The organism is Methylobacterium sp. Leaf113 (genome assembly GCF_001423325.1).
In the GTDB taxonomy this organism is placed as follows: Bacteria; Pseudomonadota; Alphaproteobacteria; order Rhizobiales; family Beijerinckiaceae; genus Methylobacterium.
Genome location: NZ_LMNJ01000004.1, coordinates 118772 through 135705, shown reverse-complemented (window position 1 = coordinate 135705; position 16934 = coordinate 118772). Strand labels below are relative to the sequence as shown.

The window sequence follows — 16934 nt, the reverse complement described above, 5'->3', positions numbered from 1 at the left end:
CCAATGCCAAGACCAGGCCTGAACCGGTCACCCCCCGAACCGGTCGCGCCAGGCCGGCGGTCCGGCGAATCCCGGCGGAGTCGTGGCGCGATGGACGCCGATCGCCACGGCGCGCGCCAAGGTCCGGGCGGCCGCGTCGCCGATGCGGGCGAGGTCGATGACGGGGTCGGCGAGCGCCACCCGCCCGGTGGAGACCGCGAAGACGACGTCGCCGTCGAGCGGCGTGTGGATGGGGCGGATCGCCCGGGCGAGACCGTCCTGGGCCATCACGGCGAGGCGGCGGGCCTGGGCCTTGGTGAGGGTCGCGTCGGTGGCCACCACCGCGAGCGTCGTGCTGGCCCCGGCCGACCCCTTGCGCGGGGGCCAGGTGAACGCATCGGCCGGCATCGCGGCGGGACACCCGAGGCCCCCGAACTCGGCGCCGATCTCGTCGGCGCCGGCCCAGAAATGCGGCCCCTCCCCCAGCGTCACCCGGCCGAAGGCGTTCACCGCCACCAGCGCCCCGACCCGGACGGGCCAATCAGCAGGATCGAGGCCCGTGGGATCGAGGCCGGCGACCTCGGCCGAGGCGGAGCCGATCCCGCCCTTCAGGTTGGCGGTGGCCGCCCCGGTCCCGGCCCCGACCGAACCGAGGGCGAAATCCCGCGTCGCCGCCACCGCCGCCGCATGGCCGAGCTCGCGATAGGGCGCGTACCGGCCCCAGGCCTTGTCGCCGCCATTGAGGAGATCGAACAGGATCGCGGCCGGCACGATCGGCACCCGGGCCGGGCCGATCGCGAAGCCCCGCCCGGTCTCGGCGAGGTGGGCGACGACGCCGGCCGCCGCGTCGAGGCCGAAGGCCGAGCCGCCGGACAGCACCAGGGCGTCGATGCACGCCACGGTGCGCTCGGGATCGAGAAGGTCGGTCTCGCGGGTGCCGGGACCGCCGCCGCGCACGTCGATTCCGGCCACCACGGGCGCGTCGAACAGGAGCGCGGTGACGCCGCTGGCGAGCCGCAGATCGGTGGCGTGGCCGACCCGGAGGCCGGCGATGTCGGTGATGCGGTTGGTCAGCATGGCGCCTCCCCGGAGGATGTCCCTTGCGATCCGCGGATTGAACAGTCCGCCTCCGACGGGATCGCGTCCGGTCGCGTCTGCGTCCGAAGAATCGATTCGGCGGACGCCTCGGGCGCTGCCGCGAGGTGGGCGGCAAAGCCGGTTGAAGCCGCCCCGGCCGCCTCGGAGCGTAGCTCCATCGCGGGAATCACGTAATCCCCGCCATTCTGGCGTCGGAACGGAATCGCCGGAATCTCGAACAGGGTCCGCATCCGGTGCTCCAGGGCTGCGGCGGTCCGATCGAACGTGGCCGCGTCCATCCGGTCGGCCTGGTACACGACGAACGGCGGCAACACGTCGTAGCCTGGATAGAACAGCACGCCGTGGTGGATGGGGAAGAGCAGGTCGTCGATCGGCCCGTTGATCCCGCGCGGACCGTAATGCGACGGCCAGCCTCCGGCCGTCACCATGAGCATCGCGCGCTTGCCCGCGAGCGTGCCCTCTCCGTAGCGATCCCCCCAGCGTGTCTCGCTGTGCTCGCCGACGCCGTAGGCGAAGCCGAACGTGTAGACCCGGTCGATCCAGCCTTTCAGGATCGCCGGCATGGAGAACCACCAGAGCGGAAACGCCAGGATGAGGGCATCGGCCCAGAGGAGATCGGCCTGTGCGGCGACCACGTCCTGCGTGAGGCGCCCGGTGGCGAACGCCGCGCCGGAGGCCGCAGGCACCCGCAGGCGCTCGGAAGCCGGCAGGGCGGGGAAATCGCGCCGGTCGACCGCGCATTTCCATTCGACGGCGTAGAGGTCCGTCACGCAGACTTCGTGCCCCTCGGCCAGGAGTGCGGCCACCGCTACGGCGCGCAGGGCGTTGGTCAGGGATGCGGAATCGGGATGGGCGGAGACGACGAGGATCTTCATGCTTGCGGCTCACCGGAGGACAGAGGCACGAGGCTAGGCGCGGCGCGATCCATCCGGTAGCTGACGGCAACGGATAGGATCATGCCGCGCAATGGATCGATCGGGCGTCACCTTGGAGCGCATGCGCAGTTTCGTGCGCGTGGCGGAGCGCGGCAGCCTGTCCGCGGTGGCCCGCGAGCAGCGCGTGGGACAATCGACCGTCTCGCGCCACGTGGCGGAGCTTGAAAGCGCGCTCGGGGTCACGCTCCTCAACCGGACCACCCGGCGCGTCACCCTCACCGACGAGGGCCGACGCTACCACGAAGAGGCCCGAACCATCCTGCGGCTGGTGGACGAAGCGACGGACGGGGCCCGGAGCGCGGGCGGCGGCCTGACGGGCACGATCCGGGTGTCCTGCACCGCGGCCCTGGGAATCCGGCACGTCTGCCGGATGCTCTTCGCCATCCAGGATCGCCACCCGGGGATCGTGGTCGACCTCAGCCTGTCCGATACGCGCATCGACCTCGTGCAGGAGGCGGTCGATGTGGCGATCCGGCTCGGCCCCCTCGCCGACAGCACGATGCAGGGCCGAACCCTCGGCCAGTCACGCCGCATCCTGGTGGCATCCCGGGCCTATCTCGCAGAACGGGGAAGGCCGCAGACGCTCGATGACTTGGCGGGGCACGCCACGATTCGCATGAGCAACGTCGCCGGAAGTGCGATGGTCCCGTTGCGCGGGCCGGATGGCGCAGCCCTCCGCGTCCCCTTCGACGGACGCTTGCTAGTCGATCACGGCTTGGCGGCCCGCGAGGCTCTGGCGCGGGGGCGGGGGATCGCGGTCGCGCATCTCTGGCTCGTCGACGACCTGCTGGCGAACGGGACCATCGAAGAAATCCTGCCGGACTTCATCCCCGAACCCGTGCCCCTCTCCCTTCTGGTGGTGCCCGGTCGCACCCGCATCTCGCGCGTTCGCATGCTAGTCGATGCGCTCGCGGCTTCCCTGGTGGGGCTCCCCGGCCTCATCCGGGCGTAACGCGGTGCGGCCTCCGCTCGGAGAGCCCGCAGGATTCAGGACCGCGCGTCGCCGGACTCCGCCGGGAGTCCGTCAGATTCGTCGTGAACCGGACAGACTCCAGAGTCCTTGTCTCGTCCGGTTGTCTTTTCGGGATGACCGGTTTTCACCGATTCCCGACAAACGCTAGGCCGCCGCCGGTGCGGACCTGAGATAGGCGAACATGTGCGGCACGTAATCGGCCTTGCCGATCGCGATCCCGTGGTTCCGCAGGATGGCGTAAGCCGTGATGACGTGGAAGTAGAATTGCGGCAGCGCCCAGTCGCGCGCGTAGGTTTCGCCCGTCATGTCGAAGGTCGGGCCGCCCGGAAGCTCGATCGCGATCGGCGCCGTTGCCCCCGCGTCGAGCGCGTCGTCGGCCAGATCGTCCAGATGGGACAAGGCCTCGCCGATCCGGCCCCGCGCCTGGGCGAAGGATCCGGGAACGTCGCCGGCCTGACGCCCCTCGGCCGCCACCGCATCGAGCGACGAAGGAATGGGCTGCCCGCGCAGGCGGAAGGTCGCTTCCTGCGCCAGGAAGGCGGCGAATCGCAACTGGGCCGCCAGCGGCAGCATATCGGTGGCGAGGCGCGCCGACAGCAGGCTTTCGGCCCGGGTCGGCGCCTGCCGTTCGACCGTGTCCAGCAGCCCGGCGAGGGTCGCCAGCATGTTTCGATAGGACGGCACGAGAAGCGCGGTCAGCGACATGGCGGTCTCCGGAATCGGCCGTGCGTCGGTCCTATGCGAAACCACAGGGCGGATCGAGCGGTGACACGACGGCGTCCGGGGGGGCCGCCCACCCGGACGGTCCTCAGGCGCTCCGCGCCTGCCGGGCGGCACGGGTGGCATCGGCCGCGTAGATCGCCAGCGCCAGCCAGATCAGCCCGAACAGCACCATGCGGTGCGGCTCCAGCCGCTCGCCGTACACGAGGGTGCTGAGGACGAGGAGGCAGGAGGGGGCGAGGTACTGCATCAGCCCGAGGGTCGCCAGGGTGAGCCGCTCGGCGGCGGCCGCGAACCAGATCAGCGGCAGGGCCGTGGTGGCTCCCGTGAGCAGGATGAGCCCGGCCCGCACGGGGTCGCCCTGGATCACCGGCGGCGCGAAGACCGCGAGATAGACCAGCGCCACCGGCAGGAGCAGCAGCGTCTCGGCGGCGAAGCCCACCATGGGGTCGACGCCGACGACCTTGCGGGCGAGCCCGTAGAGCGAGAAGCTGCCGGCCAGCGCCAGGGAGACCCAGGGCAGGCTGCCCGCCAGGACGACGGCCAGCAGCACGGCGCCGGCGGCCAGCGCCACGGCCGCGGCCTGGACCGGGCGCAGGCGCTCGCCGAGCACCACGGCGCCCAGAGCCACGCTCACCAGCGGGTTGATGAAGTAGCCGAGGCTGGCATCGAGCATGTGCCCGGATTGCACGGCCCGGAGATAGAGGAGCCAGTTCACGCCGATCAGCCCGGCCGACAGGACCAGGAGCCCGTGCCGGCGCACCAGGGGGAAGGGAGAGCGGATGCGGCGGCGGAGCGCCACCAGCAGGCCGGCGACGAGGAGGCTCGACCAGACGATGCGGTGGGCCAGGATGCTCGGGGCCGGCACGGCGTCGAGCAGGCGGAAATGCACCGGGACCACCAGGCCCCAGCTCAGATAGGCGCCGAGCGCGTAGATCAGACCCAAAGGCCGCCTCCCCTCGCGGGCCCGTCGGCCCGCCACGGCCCGGAAGGGGACCGGGTGGGGCTTATAGCAAGCCCGTCAGCCCGCCTCGCACGGCCGCGCCGGTGCGGGACGGCGCAGGGTGCGCGAGCGCACTCAGCGGCTACGCGCCAGCGTGACGGTGGGGTCGCCGCGCATGAGGGCGTTCAGGCGCTCGGTGTCGAAGCCCTCGGCGGCCTTCCTGGCCGGCTTCGCGGGCGCCACGGCGGCGACCTTGGCCACGGGCTTGGCCGGGGGCCGGCCCGCCGCCTCGCGTGTGGTGGTTTCTCGGGCGGTGGAGGCCCGGGGCACCGGCGGACGGGTCACCGTCGCGCGGGCGACCGGGTCGCGCCCGAGGATGTCGCGGATCGAGGGGCCGGTCTCCACCGGCAGCGATCCCGTCATGCTTGGCTCGGGCAGGCCGAGGCGGGTGAGCGCCGCCACCGGGGCGGTGGCGCGGACGGGCGCCGGATGGTCGAGCCGGTCGACGCAGGCGAAGGCGATGACCAGGGCGCTGCCGCCGAAGATGCTGCCGACGACGATGTTCCGCAGGATACGCAAGCGACGAGCTTCCCGAATACGCGAGTGCGACACAGGATTTAGCGGGTCTGCGTTAACGAACCGGAGCACACGTCTTCGCGAAAACTTCCTGCGCCGGCACAACTCCCGTGCCGCGCTTGCGCGGCCTTCCAACCAAAACGGTTTCGCGCTGGCGCGGCCTTCCAACCAAAACGGTTTCGCGCTGGCGCGGCCTTCCAGCCAAAAAGGTCGCGCGCAGGCGCGGCCCTGACCACCCCTCAGAGAAGACGCGCGAGAAAATCCCGGGTGCGGGGATGCTCGGGCCGGTCGAAGAACGCGTCCGGCGGCGCGACCTCGACGATCTGGCCCTCGTCCATGAACACCACCCGGTCGGCGACGCGGCGGGCGAAACCCATCTCGTGGGTGACGCAGAGCAGGGTCATGCCGCGGGCCGCCAGGTCCGTCAGGGTGTCGAGCACCTCCTGCACCATCTCGGGATCGAGGGCCGAGGTCGGCTCGTCGAACAGCATCACCGCCGGGTCGAGGCAGAGGGCGCGGGCGATGGCGACCCGCTGTTGCTGCCCGCCGGAGAGCTGGCCGGGATGGCGCGGCGCCAGATCCGCGATGGCGAGGCGCTCGAGTTCCGCACGCGCCCGGGCCTCGGCCGCCCGGCGCCCGATCCCGCGCCCGTGGATCGGCGCCAGGGTGCAGTTCTCCAACACGGTGAGGTGCGCGAACAGGTTGAAGTGCTGGAACACCATGCCGACGGCGCGCCGCACCGCCGGAATGCGGGCCGGGGTAAGATCCTGGCCGGCGACCCGGAGGGTGCCGCCCTGATAGGATTCGAGGCCGTTGACGCAGCGGATCAGGGTCGACTTGCCCGAGCCCGAGGGGCCGCAGATGACGATCTTTTCCGATTCGGCGACCGTGAGGGAGACGTCGCGCAGCACGTGGGTGGCGCCGAACCACTTGTTCACGCCGCGGAACTCGAGTGCGGCCGGGGCTGGATCGGCGGGCGTCATGCCCGGCCCCGCTCGCCGGCGGCCAGCCGCCGCTCGATGAAGGCGGCATAGCGCGCCATCGAAAAGCAGACCGCGAGGTAGAACAGGGCCGCGAAGGCGTAGGCCGTGGCGGGAATGGTCGGGGCCGACCAGCGCGGATCGGCGCGCGCCGCCTCCAGCACCCGGATGAAGTCGGCGATGCCCACGATCGAGACCAGGGTGGTGTCCTTGAACAGGCCGATCAGCGTGTTGACGATGCCGGGCACCACCACCTTGAGGGCCTGGGGCAGGATGACGAGGCGCAGGGTCTGCGCCCGCGTCAGTCCCAGCGCCAGGGCCGCCCGCCCCTGTCCCTCGGGAATCGCCTGCAGGCCGCCGCGCACCACCTCGGCCATGTAGGCGGAGGCGAACAGCGCGATGCCGATGAGCGGGCGGACCAGCCGGTCCACGGTGAGGTCGCCGGGCAGGAACAGCGGCAGCATCACGTTGGCCATGAACAGCACGGTGATCAGCGGCACTCCGCGCCAGAACTCGATGAAGCCGATGCAGCCATAGCGCAGCACCGGCAGCGCGGAGCGCCGCCCCAGCGCCAACAGGATGCCGAGCGGCAGCGCGGCGACGATGCCGACCAGCGAGACCACCAGGGTCACCAGCATGCCGCCCCACAGGCTGGTGGCGATCGGGGCGAGGCTGAGGAATTCGGCGCCCGAGAGCAGCCAGAACGACAGGATCGGGCCGACCAGGAAGACGAAGACGGCGCCGAGGCCGCGCTTGGGCGCATCGAGCCACAGCATCCAGACCGCACTGAACGCCACGAGCCCGAAGAACAGGTCCGGGCGCCAGCGCTCCGCCGCCGGGTAGGAGCCGTAGACGAGGTAGTTGATCTTGTTGCCGATGAAGGCCCAGCAGGCGCCGACCGGGTGCCCGGCGATTTCCGGCCGGCAGGCCTCGCCCGAGGTCCCGCTCCAGACCGCGTCGGTGACGAGGAAGCGGATCACGGGCGGCAGCAGGAGCGCCAGCCCGGCCAGGATCACCAGCGTGGTCAGCGTGTTGCCCCACCCTTCGAACAGGTTCTGCCGCAGCCAGCCGAGGGGGCCGCCGGTCCGGCGCGGCGGCGGAGCCGGGGGCAGCAGGGTCTCGCGGATCACGGTCATCGGCCTACCGGGGCCGCGCGGCGGTTATAGGCGTTCATCAGGGCGGCGAGGCCGAGGCTCAGGGTCAGGTAGACCGCCATGGTGATGGTCACGACCTCCACCGCCTGGTTGGTCTGGTTGAGCACCGTGCCCATGAAGACGTGGACGAGGTCGGGATAGCCGATCAGCACCGCCAGCGACGAGTTCTTCGTGATGTTGAGATACTGGCTGGTGAGCGGTGGCACGATCACCCGCATGGCCTGCGGGATGGTGACGAGCGCCAGGGCCTTGGCCCGGCTCAGGCCGAGGGCCGCCGCCGCCTCCCCCTGTCCGCGATCCACGCTGTTGAGGCCGGCGCGCACGATCTCGGCGATGAAGGCCGCCGTGTAGGTGGAGAGCCCGAGGAGCAGGGCGGCGAATTCCGGCAGCACCCCGAGCCCGCCGTCCGGCCCGTAGGGACCGGGCGCCGGCCACGCGACCGGCACGGGATGACCGGAGAGGCCGAGACCGATCCAGGCCAGGGCCGGCAGGCCGAGCACCAGGGCGAGGCCCGGCCCCGCGACCGGACCGGCTTCGGCCCCGGCCGCGACGCGCCGGTTGGCGCGCCGGGTCCAGGCGACCGCCGCGCCGATCCCCGCCACGAAGGTCAGGGGCACCAGCCAGGCAACCCCGGAAAACTCAGGTCGTGGCAGGACCAGCCCGCGCTGGCTCAGATACGCCCCGCCCCAGGCCGCCGGGTCGCGCGCTTCGGGCAGGGCCACCCGCACGGCCACGTACCAGACGAGGAGCTGCAGCAGCAGCGGCAGGTTGCGCAGGGTCTCGACGTAGATCGCCGCGAGCGTCCGCGCGAGCCAGTTCGGCGAGAGCCGGGCGATGCCGACGGCAAAGCCGATGAGCGTGGCGAGCCCGATGGCGAGGCCCGAGACCAGCAGGGTGTTGAGGAGCCCGACCACGAACGCGTCGCGATAGGTCGAGGTCGCGGCGGCGTAGGAGATCAGCCGCTGGCTGATGTCGAACCCCGCCGGGCGCCCGAGGAAGCCGAACCCGGCGGCGATGCCCTGGCGCGCGAGCTTTTCGGATGCGTTGGTGGCCGCCGCATAGGCCAGCGCCGCCAGTGCGAGCACGACGAGAGCCTGGAGCGCGAGGGCGCGGGGGGCCTTACGCATGTGCCGACCTGCGGAGCGCAAAACCCTCCCTCTGCGGGGGAGGGTGGTCGCGGAGCGACCGGGAGAGGGGCTGTGACATGTCCGGTGAGGTCGCCCCCTCTCCCGCCTGCTCCGCAGGCACCCTCTCCCGCAGAGGGAAGAGGGCTTGCGCCCATGGGTCCCGTCTTGCCCCCGCCCTCACCGGATCGGCGGCCCGTAGTGCAGGCCCCCGTTGGTCCACAGCGCGTTCAGCCCGCGCGGGATCTTCAGGGGCGTCGCGTCGCCGAGGTTGCGGGCGAAGACGTCGCCGTAATTGCCCACGTGACGGACGATCCGGTAGGCCCAGTCGGTGGTCAGCCCGAGGCCCTGCCCGTAGGTGCCCTCGACACCGAGGATGCGCTTCACGTCCGGGCTCAGGGTCTCCGTCCGGAGCGCCTCGACATTGGCCTGGCCGATACCCGCCTCCTCCGCGTCGATCATGGCGTAGTGGGTCCAGGCCACGAGGTCGCGCCAGGCATCGTCGCCCTGGCGCACGCCCGGCGCGAAGGGCTCCTTCGAGATCGCCTCCGCGAGGATGACATGCTCCTCCGGATGCGCGGTCTTCAGGCGCTCGCCGTAGAGGGAGGACTTGTCGGTGGAATAGGCGTCGCAGCGGCCGGATTCGTAGGCGCCGAGCGTCTGCTCGCTGTTGGCGAAGGTGACCACCTGGTAGGTCAGCCCGCGGGTGCGGAACCAGTCGGCGGTGTTCAGCTCCGTGGTGGTGCCCTGCTGCAGGCAGATCGTGGCCCGGTCGAGCTGCTTGACGGCCGTGATGTTGAGGGATTTTCGGACCAGGAATCCCTGGCCGTCGAAGAAGGTGATCACCGGAAAGTTCATCGCGGCGGTGTCGCGCGACAGGGTCCAGGTGGTGTTGCGGGCGAGCACGTCGATCTCGCCCGATTGCAGGGCGGTGAAGCGCGCGGCCGAGGATTGCGGGATGAAGCGCACCTGGTCCGGATCGTCGAAGATCGCGGCGGCGAGCGCCCGGCAGAAATCCACGTCGAGCCCGTGCCAGCGCCCCTGCCCGTCCGGCATGCTGAACCCCGCCACCCCGCCGCTGACCCCGCAGACGAGGTGCCCGCGCGCCTTGACCTGGGCCAGGGTATCGCCTTGCGCGAGCGCCGCAGTCCGGGTCAGCACCGGAGACGCGGCGAGCAGGGCGGCGAGGAGCGGGATCGACAGGGATCGCATGCGCGCATTGCAGGGCATCGCGCGCCGGGGTCAAGCCGGGGACCACGGCGTCGGGTCCAAGACCAAAGGATCGGGCCGCGTGGCTTGTCCGGCCGGCGCGCGCCGGATATCCTTCGCCCATGTCCGTCGAAGTCTTCTATCTCCTGCGAAAGGACGAGCCTGGGGTCGATCTCAGGGAACTCGATGACGTCGTGCTGCTGGCCGACGCGCGGACGGATGACGGAACCCTGATCCAGGCCGGCACGGAGGGCACCGTGGTGGCCATCTGGCAGGACGGAGCAGCCTACGAGGTCGAGTTCACCGAGCCCGAAGGCGCCCTCGCGACGGTTCGGGCCACCGGAATCAAGCGGATCGGGCGCCGGGCGGCTTGAGCGGGCCGGCGGCCTCTCCGACGTGGTTCACGATCCGCAACAACAAGCTTGTCGACTACCTGTTGGACCTCTCCCATCCACGGGGCGGCTCGAAGGCACGCTTCTTCCTGACCTTCGGCTTCAGCCGGGACAGACCGATGGAACTGGCCGACGCCCTGGCCGACCACGTCCTCAGGACGGAGGGACGCCCGCAGAATCTGACGGAAAACGGCCCGACCAAGCTCGTCTTCGAAGGGCGGCTTCGCGCGCCGAACGGCCGGGAGCCCTGGGTGCGCTCGGTCTGGCAAGTCGAGGCCGATGGCGTCGCCAGGCTCGTGACGGTCGTTCCCCTGAGGCGCACGGACGAGGAGGCCTGATCCGCCCGCCCGGCTTGACGCCGGCGCGTGCAGCGGGCTTCGGTCGCCGCACGCTCACCCCTCGCCCGCCGGTACCGATGTCGAACACCCCTCCCCGCGATCCCGCCCGCTTCGGGGCGAGCACCCGCCTCGTCCATGCGGGGCGCGATCCCTCCGCCCAGCACGGCTTCGTCAACACGCCGATCTACCGCGGCTCGACGGTGCTGTTCCCGACCTACGACGACCTCCAGCACCGGCGCGGGCGCTACGATTACGGCACCTCGGGCACGCCGACGACGGATTCGCTGACCCAGGCCTGGAGCGAGCTGGCCGGGGCCGCCGGCACGGTGCTGACCCCCTCGGGCCTCGCCGCCCTCACGGTGGCGCTGATGGCGGTGGTCTCGGCCGGCGACCATCTCCTCATCAGCGATTCCGCCTACCGCCCGACCCGCATCTTTTGCGACGGCGTCCTGAAACGCTTCGGGGTGGCGGTGGAATACTACGATCCCCTGATCGGCGCCGGCATCGCCGACCTGATGCGCGACACCACCAAGGCGGTGCTGGTCGAAGCCCCGGGCTCGCAGAGCTTCGAGATGCAGGACGTGCCGGCCATCGCCGAGATCGTGCACGCGCGCGGGGCAGCCGTGATCATGGACAACACCTGGGCGACGCCGCTGCTGTTCCCGCCCCATGCGCGCGGCGTCGACATCGCGGTCGAGGCCGGGACCAAGTACCTCTCCGGCGGCTCGGACCTGCTCCTCGGCCTGACCTCGGCCAACGCCCAATACTGGCCGGCCCTGCACCGGACCTTCGAGCATTTCGCCATGTGCCCCGGCCCGGAGGACGTGTTCCTGGCCCTGCGCGGCCTGCGCACCATGGCGCTGCGCCTGCGCGAGCACGGCGCCCAGGGGCTCGCCATGGCGCAGTGGCTCCAGGCCCGGCCGGAGGTGGCCCGCGTGCTCCATCCCGCGCTCCCCGACGATCCCGGCCACGCCCTCTGGAAGCGCGACTTCGCCGGCGCCTCGGGCCTGTTCGGCGTCATCCTGAAGCCCGCCCCGGAGCGGGCCGTGGCGGCCATGCTCGACGGCCTCGAACTGTTCGGGATGGGCTTCTCCTGGGGCGGATTCGAGAGCCTCGTCATCCCGTTCGACTGCAAGACCTATCGAACCGCCACCCGGTGGAACCCCGGCGGCCCGGGCCTGCGCTTCCACATCGGCCTGGAAGACCTTGCGGACCTGCAGGCGGATCTCGACGCGGGGTTTGCGCGGTTGCGCGCCGCGCTGTGAATTTTTGCTCGACGAGCGCTGCCGGACCGGTGAACCCGCAATTCCACCGGGCCGTCGCGAATTTTCTCCGGTCGGGCGCCGGCGGCCCCACCGCCAGACCACCAAAAAACATTGACAATATTCCTATTCTGTGGTTCAGTGCGGGCACTCACCTCCCACACGGGAGGCCCTCCGGCGGACCGGGTCGGGGGGCTCGGGGGGAGGAGACGGCGCCCCGCGTCGATGGCCCGGTTTCGCCATCGCCCCGGGCTGCATCGGCGACGCAAGGCGTCTCGGACGGGTAGGCCGCAAGGCTGGACCCGGTCCCCTGGGACGCAACGAGAGATCGGACGGTCCGCCCACTACGAGGCGGGCTCGGAGCCTCGGGCTCTGATCAGACGGCCGCCGGACGCCGCCGCCCGCCAGGGCGTCGGAGCCCGGAGGGGGGCTGCCATGAGCCGGGTCGCCGATGCCGAGAAGACGCCGTGACGAAAAGGGTCGGCCCCGCGAGGGGCCGGGCCGAGGGACGCCGGGGGACCGGCCTTATGATTCCAACAACGTGGTTTCGCGGCGTCCCGCGTCTCCCGTTTCGTGTCCTGGCCATCCCCCGCGCCGGAACCGGCGGCGGGGCCGTTCCCGCACGCCCGTTCAGGCGTGGCGGATTTTCACGGCGCCAGCCAGCATCCGCGCCAGTTCCCGGCCCGCTCCCAGGCCGCCCGGCGGTGGCCGCGCCGGTCGAGGTAGAGGAATTCGAGGCGGGCCACCCGCACCACCACGGCGCAGAAGTTCGGACGGCCGAGGGTCAGCGCCGTCTCGGCATCCGGCAGGGTGTAGGCGTCGCCGCGGGGCAGCACCGCCCCGGGGGCGGGATCGGCGCCGTAGCAGATCCGGCTCATGGCCATCGCGCCGGCCCAGGCCGCTTCGGCCAGGGCATCGTCGCTGTGGAGCGTCGCCGGGCCGGAGGCGCGGATCTGGATCTTGGCGGCGGAATCGTAGCCGTGCAGGGCCGCATGCCCGGAGGCCGCGATCTCGGACGCCTTGTCGGAGCGGCGGTCGCAGTGGAAGCGCAGGGCTCCGGCCGCCGGATCGGCCTCCCGCAGCACCACGGTGCGGACCTGCGGATGGCCCTGCGCATCGACGGTGGCCAGCGCCGGCATGTGGAAGGCGTTGCGGCGCAAGGCGGGCCCCTCCTCCAAGAGGCGCCAGACCTCCGCCCGTGCCGCGTCCAGGTCGTCGTGGAAGGGCGGCAGCGGGTCCATGGTCACAGCGCCGCCCGGGCGGCGCGGCGCTCGCGCAGGATCAGGAAGACGTTGCGGAGATAGATGAAGGTCGAGAGGGCCTGGCCGAAGATGATCACCGGCTCGCGCCGCACCAGGCCGTAGACCAGGGTCATCAGGCCGCCCGCGATGGAGAGGAACCAGAAGGCCAGCGGCATCACGCTTCGGCCGGCCCGCTCGGAGGCGAGCCACTGCACCACGAAGCGGGCGCCGAACACCGCCTGGGCCAGGATGCCGAAGACCAGCCAGGCATCGAATCGGGTGACGAAGACGTCGTAGACGTAGCCGCGCAGGTCCTCGGCGAGCTGGATCAGCATGGCTCAGGCTCCCGTCACGTCCGTGACCCGGGGCGTCACGCGCTTGCGCCGGATCAGCCACCACACCCCGGCGAGATCGAGGAGGCCGACCCAGAGCCGGTCGAACAGGCCGTATTTCGAGGTGCCGGTGAAGCGCGGCCGGTCGACCACGTCGCGATGGACCACGCTGAAGCCCTCGCGGGCGACGAGGGCCGGCATGAAGCGGTGCTGCCCGTCGAAGAAGGGCAGCGTGCGGTAGACGTCGCGGCGCACGAGCTTGTAGCCGCAGCCGGTGTCGCGGGTGGAATCCCGGAGGATGCGGACCCGGACCCCGTTGGCGATGCGCGACTGGATCGTCTTCAGCCGTCCGTCCTTGCGCCCGATGCGCTGGCCCTGGGCGAGGCCGACCCCCGCACCGCCCGCCTCGATGGCGTCGAGCAGGGGCGCGAGGAAGGCCGGGTCGTTCTGGCCGTCGCCGTCCATCAGGGCGCAGACCGGGGCGCGGGCCACGGCGATTCCACTGCGGATGCCGGCGGCCTTGCCGGCGGTGCGGTCGTGGGCGAGCACCCGCAGCCAGGGCCGCCCGGCCCGGGCCGCCTTCAGGGCCTCGGCGGTGCCGTCGGTGGAGCCGTCGTCGACGTAGATCACCTCGAAGGGCGCCAGCGGGGCGCAGGCGGTCTCGAGTTCGGCGACGAGGCTCGCGATGTTGCCGGCCTCGTTCTTCACCGGGATGATCACGGAGAGGCGCATGGGTTTCGATCCAGGGATGTCGCGGGCGTCGTGTCTAGGGCGTCACGGCGTAGGCCGAAAGATCGACCCGGCGCCCGCCATTGATGTTGAAGCCCGAGACCGTGCCGACCCGGTTCGGCACCAGCCCGGCGGCCCGGGCGGCGTCATCGAACGCGGCCGCGAACCGGCCCTCGACGTAGACGAGGCGGCAGGCTCCGGTATCCGGCGCACCCTCGCCCTTCAGGAAGGCCGCGGCCTCGGTACCGGTCCCCAGCATGGCGAGGTCGGTGCCGATCAGGAAGACGAAGCTCGGTTCGCGGTAGCCGAGGCTGGCGACGCGGGGATGCGGACAGGGCAGGCGATCGCGGATCGCGGCGAGGCGCGGCGAGACCTTGAGGGCGGCCATCACCGGCTGGGTCAGGCCGAACACGGCGGGCGAGAGCAGCATCGAGGCCAGGATGCCGAGGACCAGCGCGCGCTCGGGCAGCCCCCGGGAGAAGGCGTGCCAGGCCAGGGCCGCCACCGCGCTGGCGCCGAGCAGCAGCGGCAGCCCGGCCCAGGGCAGGGTCTGGTCGTAGGTGAAGGCGAAGGCCGAGAGCCCGAGGGTGAGTCCGACGGGAATCAGCACCACGAGCCCGGCGGTGAGGCGCGCGCCCCGGCGCTCGGGGTGCAGCGCGCCGGCGGCGAGCGCCCGCACGGTGAGGATGGCGATGGCCGGCATCAGCGGCAGCACGTAATGGGGCAGCTTGGTCGGCACGATCTCGAACAGGATCCAGGTCGGCACGATCCAGGCGAGCAGGAAGGCGATGGCGGGTTCGCGCCGGTAGCCCCAGGCAAACGGCGCGCTGAGCGCCGCGAAGGCCGCCCCCGGCCAGAACGTGCCGAAGAACGCCACGAGGTAGGCGCCGGGCGGGGCGAAGTGCTTCTCCGAGCCGCCCTGGACCTTGCTCAGCATGTCGTGGCCCACCGCCTCCCCGTAGAAGGCGCCGCCGCTCTTCCAGGTGATGGCGGCGAACCAGGGCGCCACGATCAGCAGGGTGAGGGGCAGGCCGAGGCCGGGCCGCAGGGCGCCGAGCCAGCGGCCGGAGCCCGACCGGACGGAGAGGATCAGGGCCGGCAGGCCGCAGAACAGCGGCACCATCGGCCCCTTGATCAGGATGCCGAGGGCGAGGCCGAGCCAGAAGGTCAGCACCGTGGCGGTGTCGAGGGGGCCGGACGCGCGGTCGCGCCGGAGCCAGGCGCGAGCGAGACCGCCGAAGCTCGCCACCGCGCAGGCACAGAGGAGCGCATCGGTCTTGGCGAGGCGCGCCTCGGCCGAGAGCACGACGCAGGCCCCGAACAGGGCTGCGGCGAGAAAGGCCCCCCGCCGGGGCAGGAAGACCAGGGCCGACCAGTAGGTGAGGAGCACCGCCCCGATGGCGCCGAGCAGCGACGGGATGCGGTAGAGGCCGATGGTGGTGCGGGCGTCCGGCACGCCGAGCGCTTCGGCGGCGCCGACGACGGCCGCCTGCGCCCAGTAGATGCCCACCGGCTTCTTGTGCCGGGCCTCCGCCTGGAAGCGGATGTCGACGAGGTCGCCGGTCTCGAGCATCTGCTTCGACGCCTGGGCGAAGCGCGGCTCGTCGCGGTCCATGGGCTGGAGCGAGGCGAGGCCCGGCAGGAAGCAGACGAGGCAGAGGGTGACGAGGAGGGCGCAGGCCCAGGCATGGCTCCGGGTCGCAGCGGCCAGGAGGGTGTCCGGGAACGCGACGGCGTGGCCGCGGGCCGGGGGGGGCACGGTGGCGCGCTCGGTCATGCGGAAGGATGGGCCGTCAGGGGGGACATACGCGGCTCCGGACCGGCGCTCGGCCCGTGGTTCCGGTCGATGCCGCGACGGCCGGCGGTGTCGATGATGCGGCCGGGAATGTCAAATCTCAGGCGCCCCGGGCCGGCCGTCCGGCGTCCCCTCCCCATCGTCGCGGAACCGCTGCCGGTAGGAGGCGGGCGCCACCGCCACGTGGCGCAGGAAGCTGCGCCGCAAGGTCTCCTCCGAGCCGAAGCCGCAGCGCTCCGCGACGCGCTTCAGCGGGAGCGCGGTCTCGGACAGGAGCCGCCGGGCCGCCTCGACGCGCTGGCGCTCAAGGGCGCGGGCGGGGGTCAGCCCCGTGGCCGCGCGATAATGGCGGGCAAAGCCGCGCGGGCTCATGCCGGCCGCCTCGGCCAGTCGCGGGACGGTCAGGTCCTCGGACAGGTGGTCGGCGATCCAGGCGTGGAGCCCCTCGAAGCGCGTGCCACCGGATTGCAGCGCCAGGACGGTGCTGAACTGGGACTGGCCGCCCGGGCGCTTGAGGAAGACCACGAGGTGCCGGGCGACCGCCAACGCCGCATCCCGGCCGAGATCCGCCTCCACCAGGGCGAGCGCCAGGTCGATGCCCGCCGTCACCCCGGCGGAGGTCCAGACCGCGCCGTCCCGGATGAAGATGGGGTCGGGCTCGACCCGGGCCTCCGGATGGCGCCGCGCCAGTTCGGCGCAACGGGTCCAGTGGGTCACGGCCCGACGCCCGTCGAGGAGGCCGGCCGCCCCGAGCAGGAAGGCGCCGGTGCAGACCGAGGCCACCCGCCGGGCCCGAGGCACCCGGGCGGCGACCCAGGCGGGCAGGTCCCCCGCGACCGCCCCGGCGACGCCGCGCCCGCCCGCCCGCCACCACGAGGGTGTCGACGGGCTGGTCCGCGGACGGAAGCGGCTCCATCGCGAGGCCGAGACCGGCGGAGCTGCGGAGCTGGCCGCCGCCCGCCGCGACCACGTGCAGAGCGTAGGGCGCTGGGCCAGGGCCTGCGAGGTCGTTCGCCGTGGCGAAGACCTGGAGCGGCCCCGCCACGTCGAGGAGCTGGACATCCCGGAAAGCCAGGATCTCGACGCGGCGGGGACCATCCGCGCTGCGCCCTGGCAGAAAACGAGGAGCTTTGGTCATTTCGGCCGGAGCCTGG

The 16934-nt window shown here is 72.1% G+C and carries 17 protein-coding genes and 1 pseudogene; 4 read left to right on the top strand and 14 right to left on the bottom strand.

Annotated features, from left to right (window positions below):
• Positions 1-27: 27 nt before the first annotated feature.
• Both ASF60_RS04870 and ASF60_RS04865 read right to left on the bottom strand, forming a co-directional pair.
• On the bottom strand, positions 28-1056 hold the full coding sequence (locus ASF60_RS04870; RefSeq protein WP_056181221.1) for a P1 family peptidase: 1029 nt from the start codon (positions 1054-1056) through the stop codon (positions 28-30).
• Positions 1050-1952, bottom strand: a complete 903-nt coding sequence (locus ASF60_RS04865) for an NAD(P)H-dependent oxidoreductase (RefSeq protein WP_056181218.1) — start codon at positions 1950-1952, stop codon at positions 1050-1052. The genes ASF60_RS04870 and ASF60_RS04865 overlap by 7 nt, the downstream gene beginning before the upstream one ends.
• A 91-nt stretch (positions 1953-2043) precedes the next feature.
• Between ASF60_RS04865 and ASF60_RS04860 the strand changes: the two genes are divergently transcribed.
• The gene (locus ASF60_RS04860) at positions 2044-2964 is read left to right on the top strand and encodes a LysR family transcriptional regulator (RefSeq protein ID WP_056181215.1); all 921 of its coding nucleotides are present in this window, start codon (positions 2044-2046) and stop codon (positions 2962-2964) included.
• Between the two features lie 165 nt (positions 2965-3129).
• Here ASF60_RS04860 and ASF60_RS04855 read toward each other — a convergent pair whose 3' ends face one another.
• The 7 genes from ASF60_RS04855 to ASF60_RS04825 form a co-directional block, all read right to left on the bottom strand.
• Positions 3130-3690: a DUF1993 family protein gene (locus ASF60_RS04855; RefSeq protein WP_056181212.1), complete on the bottom strand. Its 561-nt coding sequence runs from the start codon at positions 3688-3690 to the stop codon at positions 3130-3132.
• A gap of 103 nt (positions 3691-3793) precedes the next feature.
• Positions 3794-4651, bottom strand: coding sequence for an EamA family transporter RarD (rarD, locus tag ASF60_RS04850; protein WP_056181209.1), 858 nt, complete (start codon positions 4649-4651; stop codon positions 3794-3796).
• 132 nt (positions 4652-4783) lie between these two features.
• Positions 4784-5227 (bottom strand): hypothetical protein, encoded by a 444-nt coding sequence (locus ASF60_RS04845; RefSeq protein ID WP_056181205.1) that lies wholly within the window; start codon positions 5225-5227, stop codon positions 4784-4786.
• Positions 5228-5463: 236 nt separating this feature from the next.
• The gene (locus ASF60_RS04840; RefSeq protein ID WP_056181202.1) at positions 5464-6207 is read right to left on the bottom strand and encodes an amino acid ABC transporter ATP-binding protein; all 744 of its coding nucleotides are present in this window, start codon (positions 6205-6207) and stop codon (positions 5464-5466) included.
• Positions 6204-7340 carry an amino acid ABC transporter permease gene (locus ASF60_RS04835; RefSeq protein WP_056181198.1) on the bottom strand — a complete coding sequence of 379 codons (1137 nt, stop codon included), beginning with the start codon at positions 7338-7340 and terminating at the stop codon, positions 6204-6206. Before ASF60_RS04835 ends, ASF60_RS04840 begins: the two co-directional genes overlap by 4 nt.
• Positions 7337-8485, bottom strand: a complete 1149-nt coding sequence (locus ASF60_RS04830) for an amino acid ABC transporter permease (RefSeq protein WP_056181194.1) — start codon at positions 8483-8485, stop codon at positions 7337-7339. Before ASF60_RS04830 ends, ASF60_RS04835 begins: the two co-directional genes overlap by 4 nt.
• Positions 8486-8662: 177 nt before the next feature.
• Entirely contained in the window at positions 8663-9694 is a 1032-nt protein-coding gene (locus ASF60_RS04825) for an amino acid ABC transporter substrate-binding protein (RefSeq protein WP_056181311.1), read from the bottom strand.
• Positions 9695-9813: 119 nt separating this feature from the next.
• Between ASF60_RS04825 and ASF60_RS04820 the strand changes: the two genes are divergently transcribed.
• The 3 genes from ASF60_RS04820 to metC all read left to right on the top strand — a co-directional run bounded on the left by ASF60_RS04820 (position 9814) and on the right by metC (position 11686).
• Positions 9814-10065 (top strand): DUF4926 domain-containing protein, encoded by a 252-nt coding sequence (locus tag ASF60_RS04820; protein ID WP_056181191.1) that lies wholly within the window; start codon positions 9814-9816, stop codon positions 10063-10065.
• A complete protein-coding gene (locus ASF60_RS04815) occupies positions 10062-10421 on the top strand; it encodes a DUF6883 domain-containing protein (RefSeq protein ID WP_244478326.1) in 360 nt (119 codons plus the stop codon). The genes ASF60_RS04820 and ASF60_RS04815 overlap by 4 nt, the downstream gene beginning before the upstream one ends.
• Positions 10422-10498: 77 nt before the next feature.
• On the top strand, positions 10499-11686 hold the full coding sequence (gene metC / locus ASF60_RS04810) for a cystathionine beta-lyase (protein ID WP_056181304.1): 1188 nt from the start codon (positions 10499-10501) through the stop codon (positions 11684-11686).
• Positions 11687-12330: 644 nt separating this feature from the next.
• Here metC and ASF60_RS04805 read toward each other — a convergent pair.
• The 5 genes and pseudogenes from ASF60_RS04805 to ASF60_RS04785 all read right to left on the bottom strand — a co-directional run bounded on the left by ASF60_RS04805 (position 12331) and on the right by ASF60_RS04785 (position 16918).
• On the bottom strand, positions 12331-12924 hold the full coding sequence (locus ASF60_RS04805; RefSeq protein ID WP_056181190.1) for a pyridoxamine 5'-phosphate oxidase family protein: 594 nt from the start codon (positions 12922-12924) through the stop codon (positions 12331-12333).
• A gap of 2 nt (positions 12925-12926) precedes the next feature.
• Entirely contained in the window at positions 12927-13259 is a 333-nt protein-coding gene (locus tag ASF60_RS04800; protein WP_056181186.1) for a lipid-A-disaccharide synthase N-terminal domain-containing protein, read from the bottom strand.
• A 3-nt stretch (positions 13260-13262) separates the two neighbouring features.
• The gene (locus ASF60_RS04795; protein ID WP_056181183.1) at positions 13263-13988 is read right to left on the bottom strand and encodes a glycosyltransferase family 2 protein; all 726 of its coding nucleotides are present in this window, start codon (positions 13986-13988) and stop codon (positions 13263-13265) included.
• 34 nt (positions 13989-14022) lie between these two features.
• Entirely contained in the window at positions 14023-15762 is a 1740-nt protein-coding gene (locus ASF60_RS04790; RefSeq protein WP_056181181.1) for an ArnT family glycosyltransferase, read from the bottom strand.
• A gap of 111 nt (positions 15763-15873) precedes the next feature.
• Positions 15874-16918, bottom strand: a pseudogene (locus ASF60_RS04785) (GlxA family transcriptional regulator).
• Between the last annotated feature and the right edge of the window lie 16 nt (positions 16919-16934).

Excerpts from the sequence above, each read along its gene's own strand:
- ASF60_RS04870 (WP_056181221.1), bottom strand. The coding sequence starts at position 1,056 with ATGCTGACCAACCGCATCACCGACATCGCCGGCCTCCGGGTCGGCCAC.
- ASF60_RS04865 (WP_056181218.1), bottom strand. The coding sequence starts at position 1,952 with ATGAAGATCCTCGTCGTCTCCGCCCATCCCGATTCCGCATCCCTGACC.
- ASF60_RS04860 (WP_056181215.1), top strand. The coding sequence starts at position 2,044 with ATGGATCGATCGGGCGTCACCTTGGAGCGCATGCGCAGTTTCGTGCGC.
- ASF60_RS04855 (WP_056181212.1), bottom strand. The coding sequence starts at position 3,690 with ATGTCGCTGACCGCGCTTCTCGTGCCGTCCTATCGAAACATGCTGGCG.
- ASF60_RS04840 (WP_056181202.1), bottom strand. The coding sequence starts at position 6,207 with ATGACGCCCGCCGATCCAGCCCCGGCCGCACTCGAGTTCCGCGGCGTG.
- ASF60_RS04835 (WP_056181198.1), bottom strand. The coding sequence starts at position 7,340 with ATGACCGTGATCCGCGAGACCCTGCTGCCCCCGGCTCCGCCGCCGCGC.
- ASF60_RS04830 (WP_056181194.1), bottom strand. The coding sequence starts at position 8,485 with ATGCGTAAGGCCCCCCGCGCCCTCGCGCTCCAGGCTCTCGTCGTGCTC.
- ASF60_RS04825 (WP_056181311.1), bottom strand. The coding sequence starts at position 9,694 with ATGCGATCCCTGTCGATCCCGCTCCTCGCCGCCCTGCTCGCCGCGTCT.
- ASF60_RS04820 (WP_056181191.1), top strand. The coding sequence starts at position 9,814 with ATGTCCGTCGAAGTCTTCTATCTCCTGCGAAAGGACGAGCCTGGGGTC.
- metC (WP_056181304.1), top strand. The coding sequence starts at position 10,499 with ATGTCGAACACCCCTCCCCGCGATCCCGCCCGCTTCGGGGCGAGCACC.
- ASF60_RS04805 (WP_056181190.1), bottom strand. The coding sequence starts at position 12,924 with ATGGACCCGCTGCCGCCCTTCCACGACGACCTGGACGCGGCACGGGCG.
- ASF60_RS04800 (WP_056181186.1), bottom strand. The coding sequence starts at position 13,259 with ATGCTGATCCAGCTCGCCGAGGACCTGCGCGGCTACGTCTACGACGTC.
- ASF60_RS04795 (WP_056181183.1), bottom strand. The coding sequence starts at position 13,988 with ATGCGCCTCTCCGTGATCATCCCGGTGAAGAACGAGGCCGGCAACATC.
- ASF60_RS04790 (WP_056181181.1), bottom strand. The coding sequence starts at position 15,762 with ATGACCGAGCGCGCCACCGTGCCCCCCCCGGCCCGCGGCCACGCCGTC.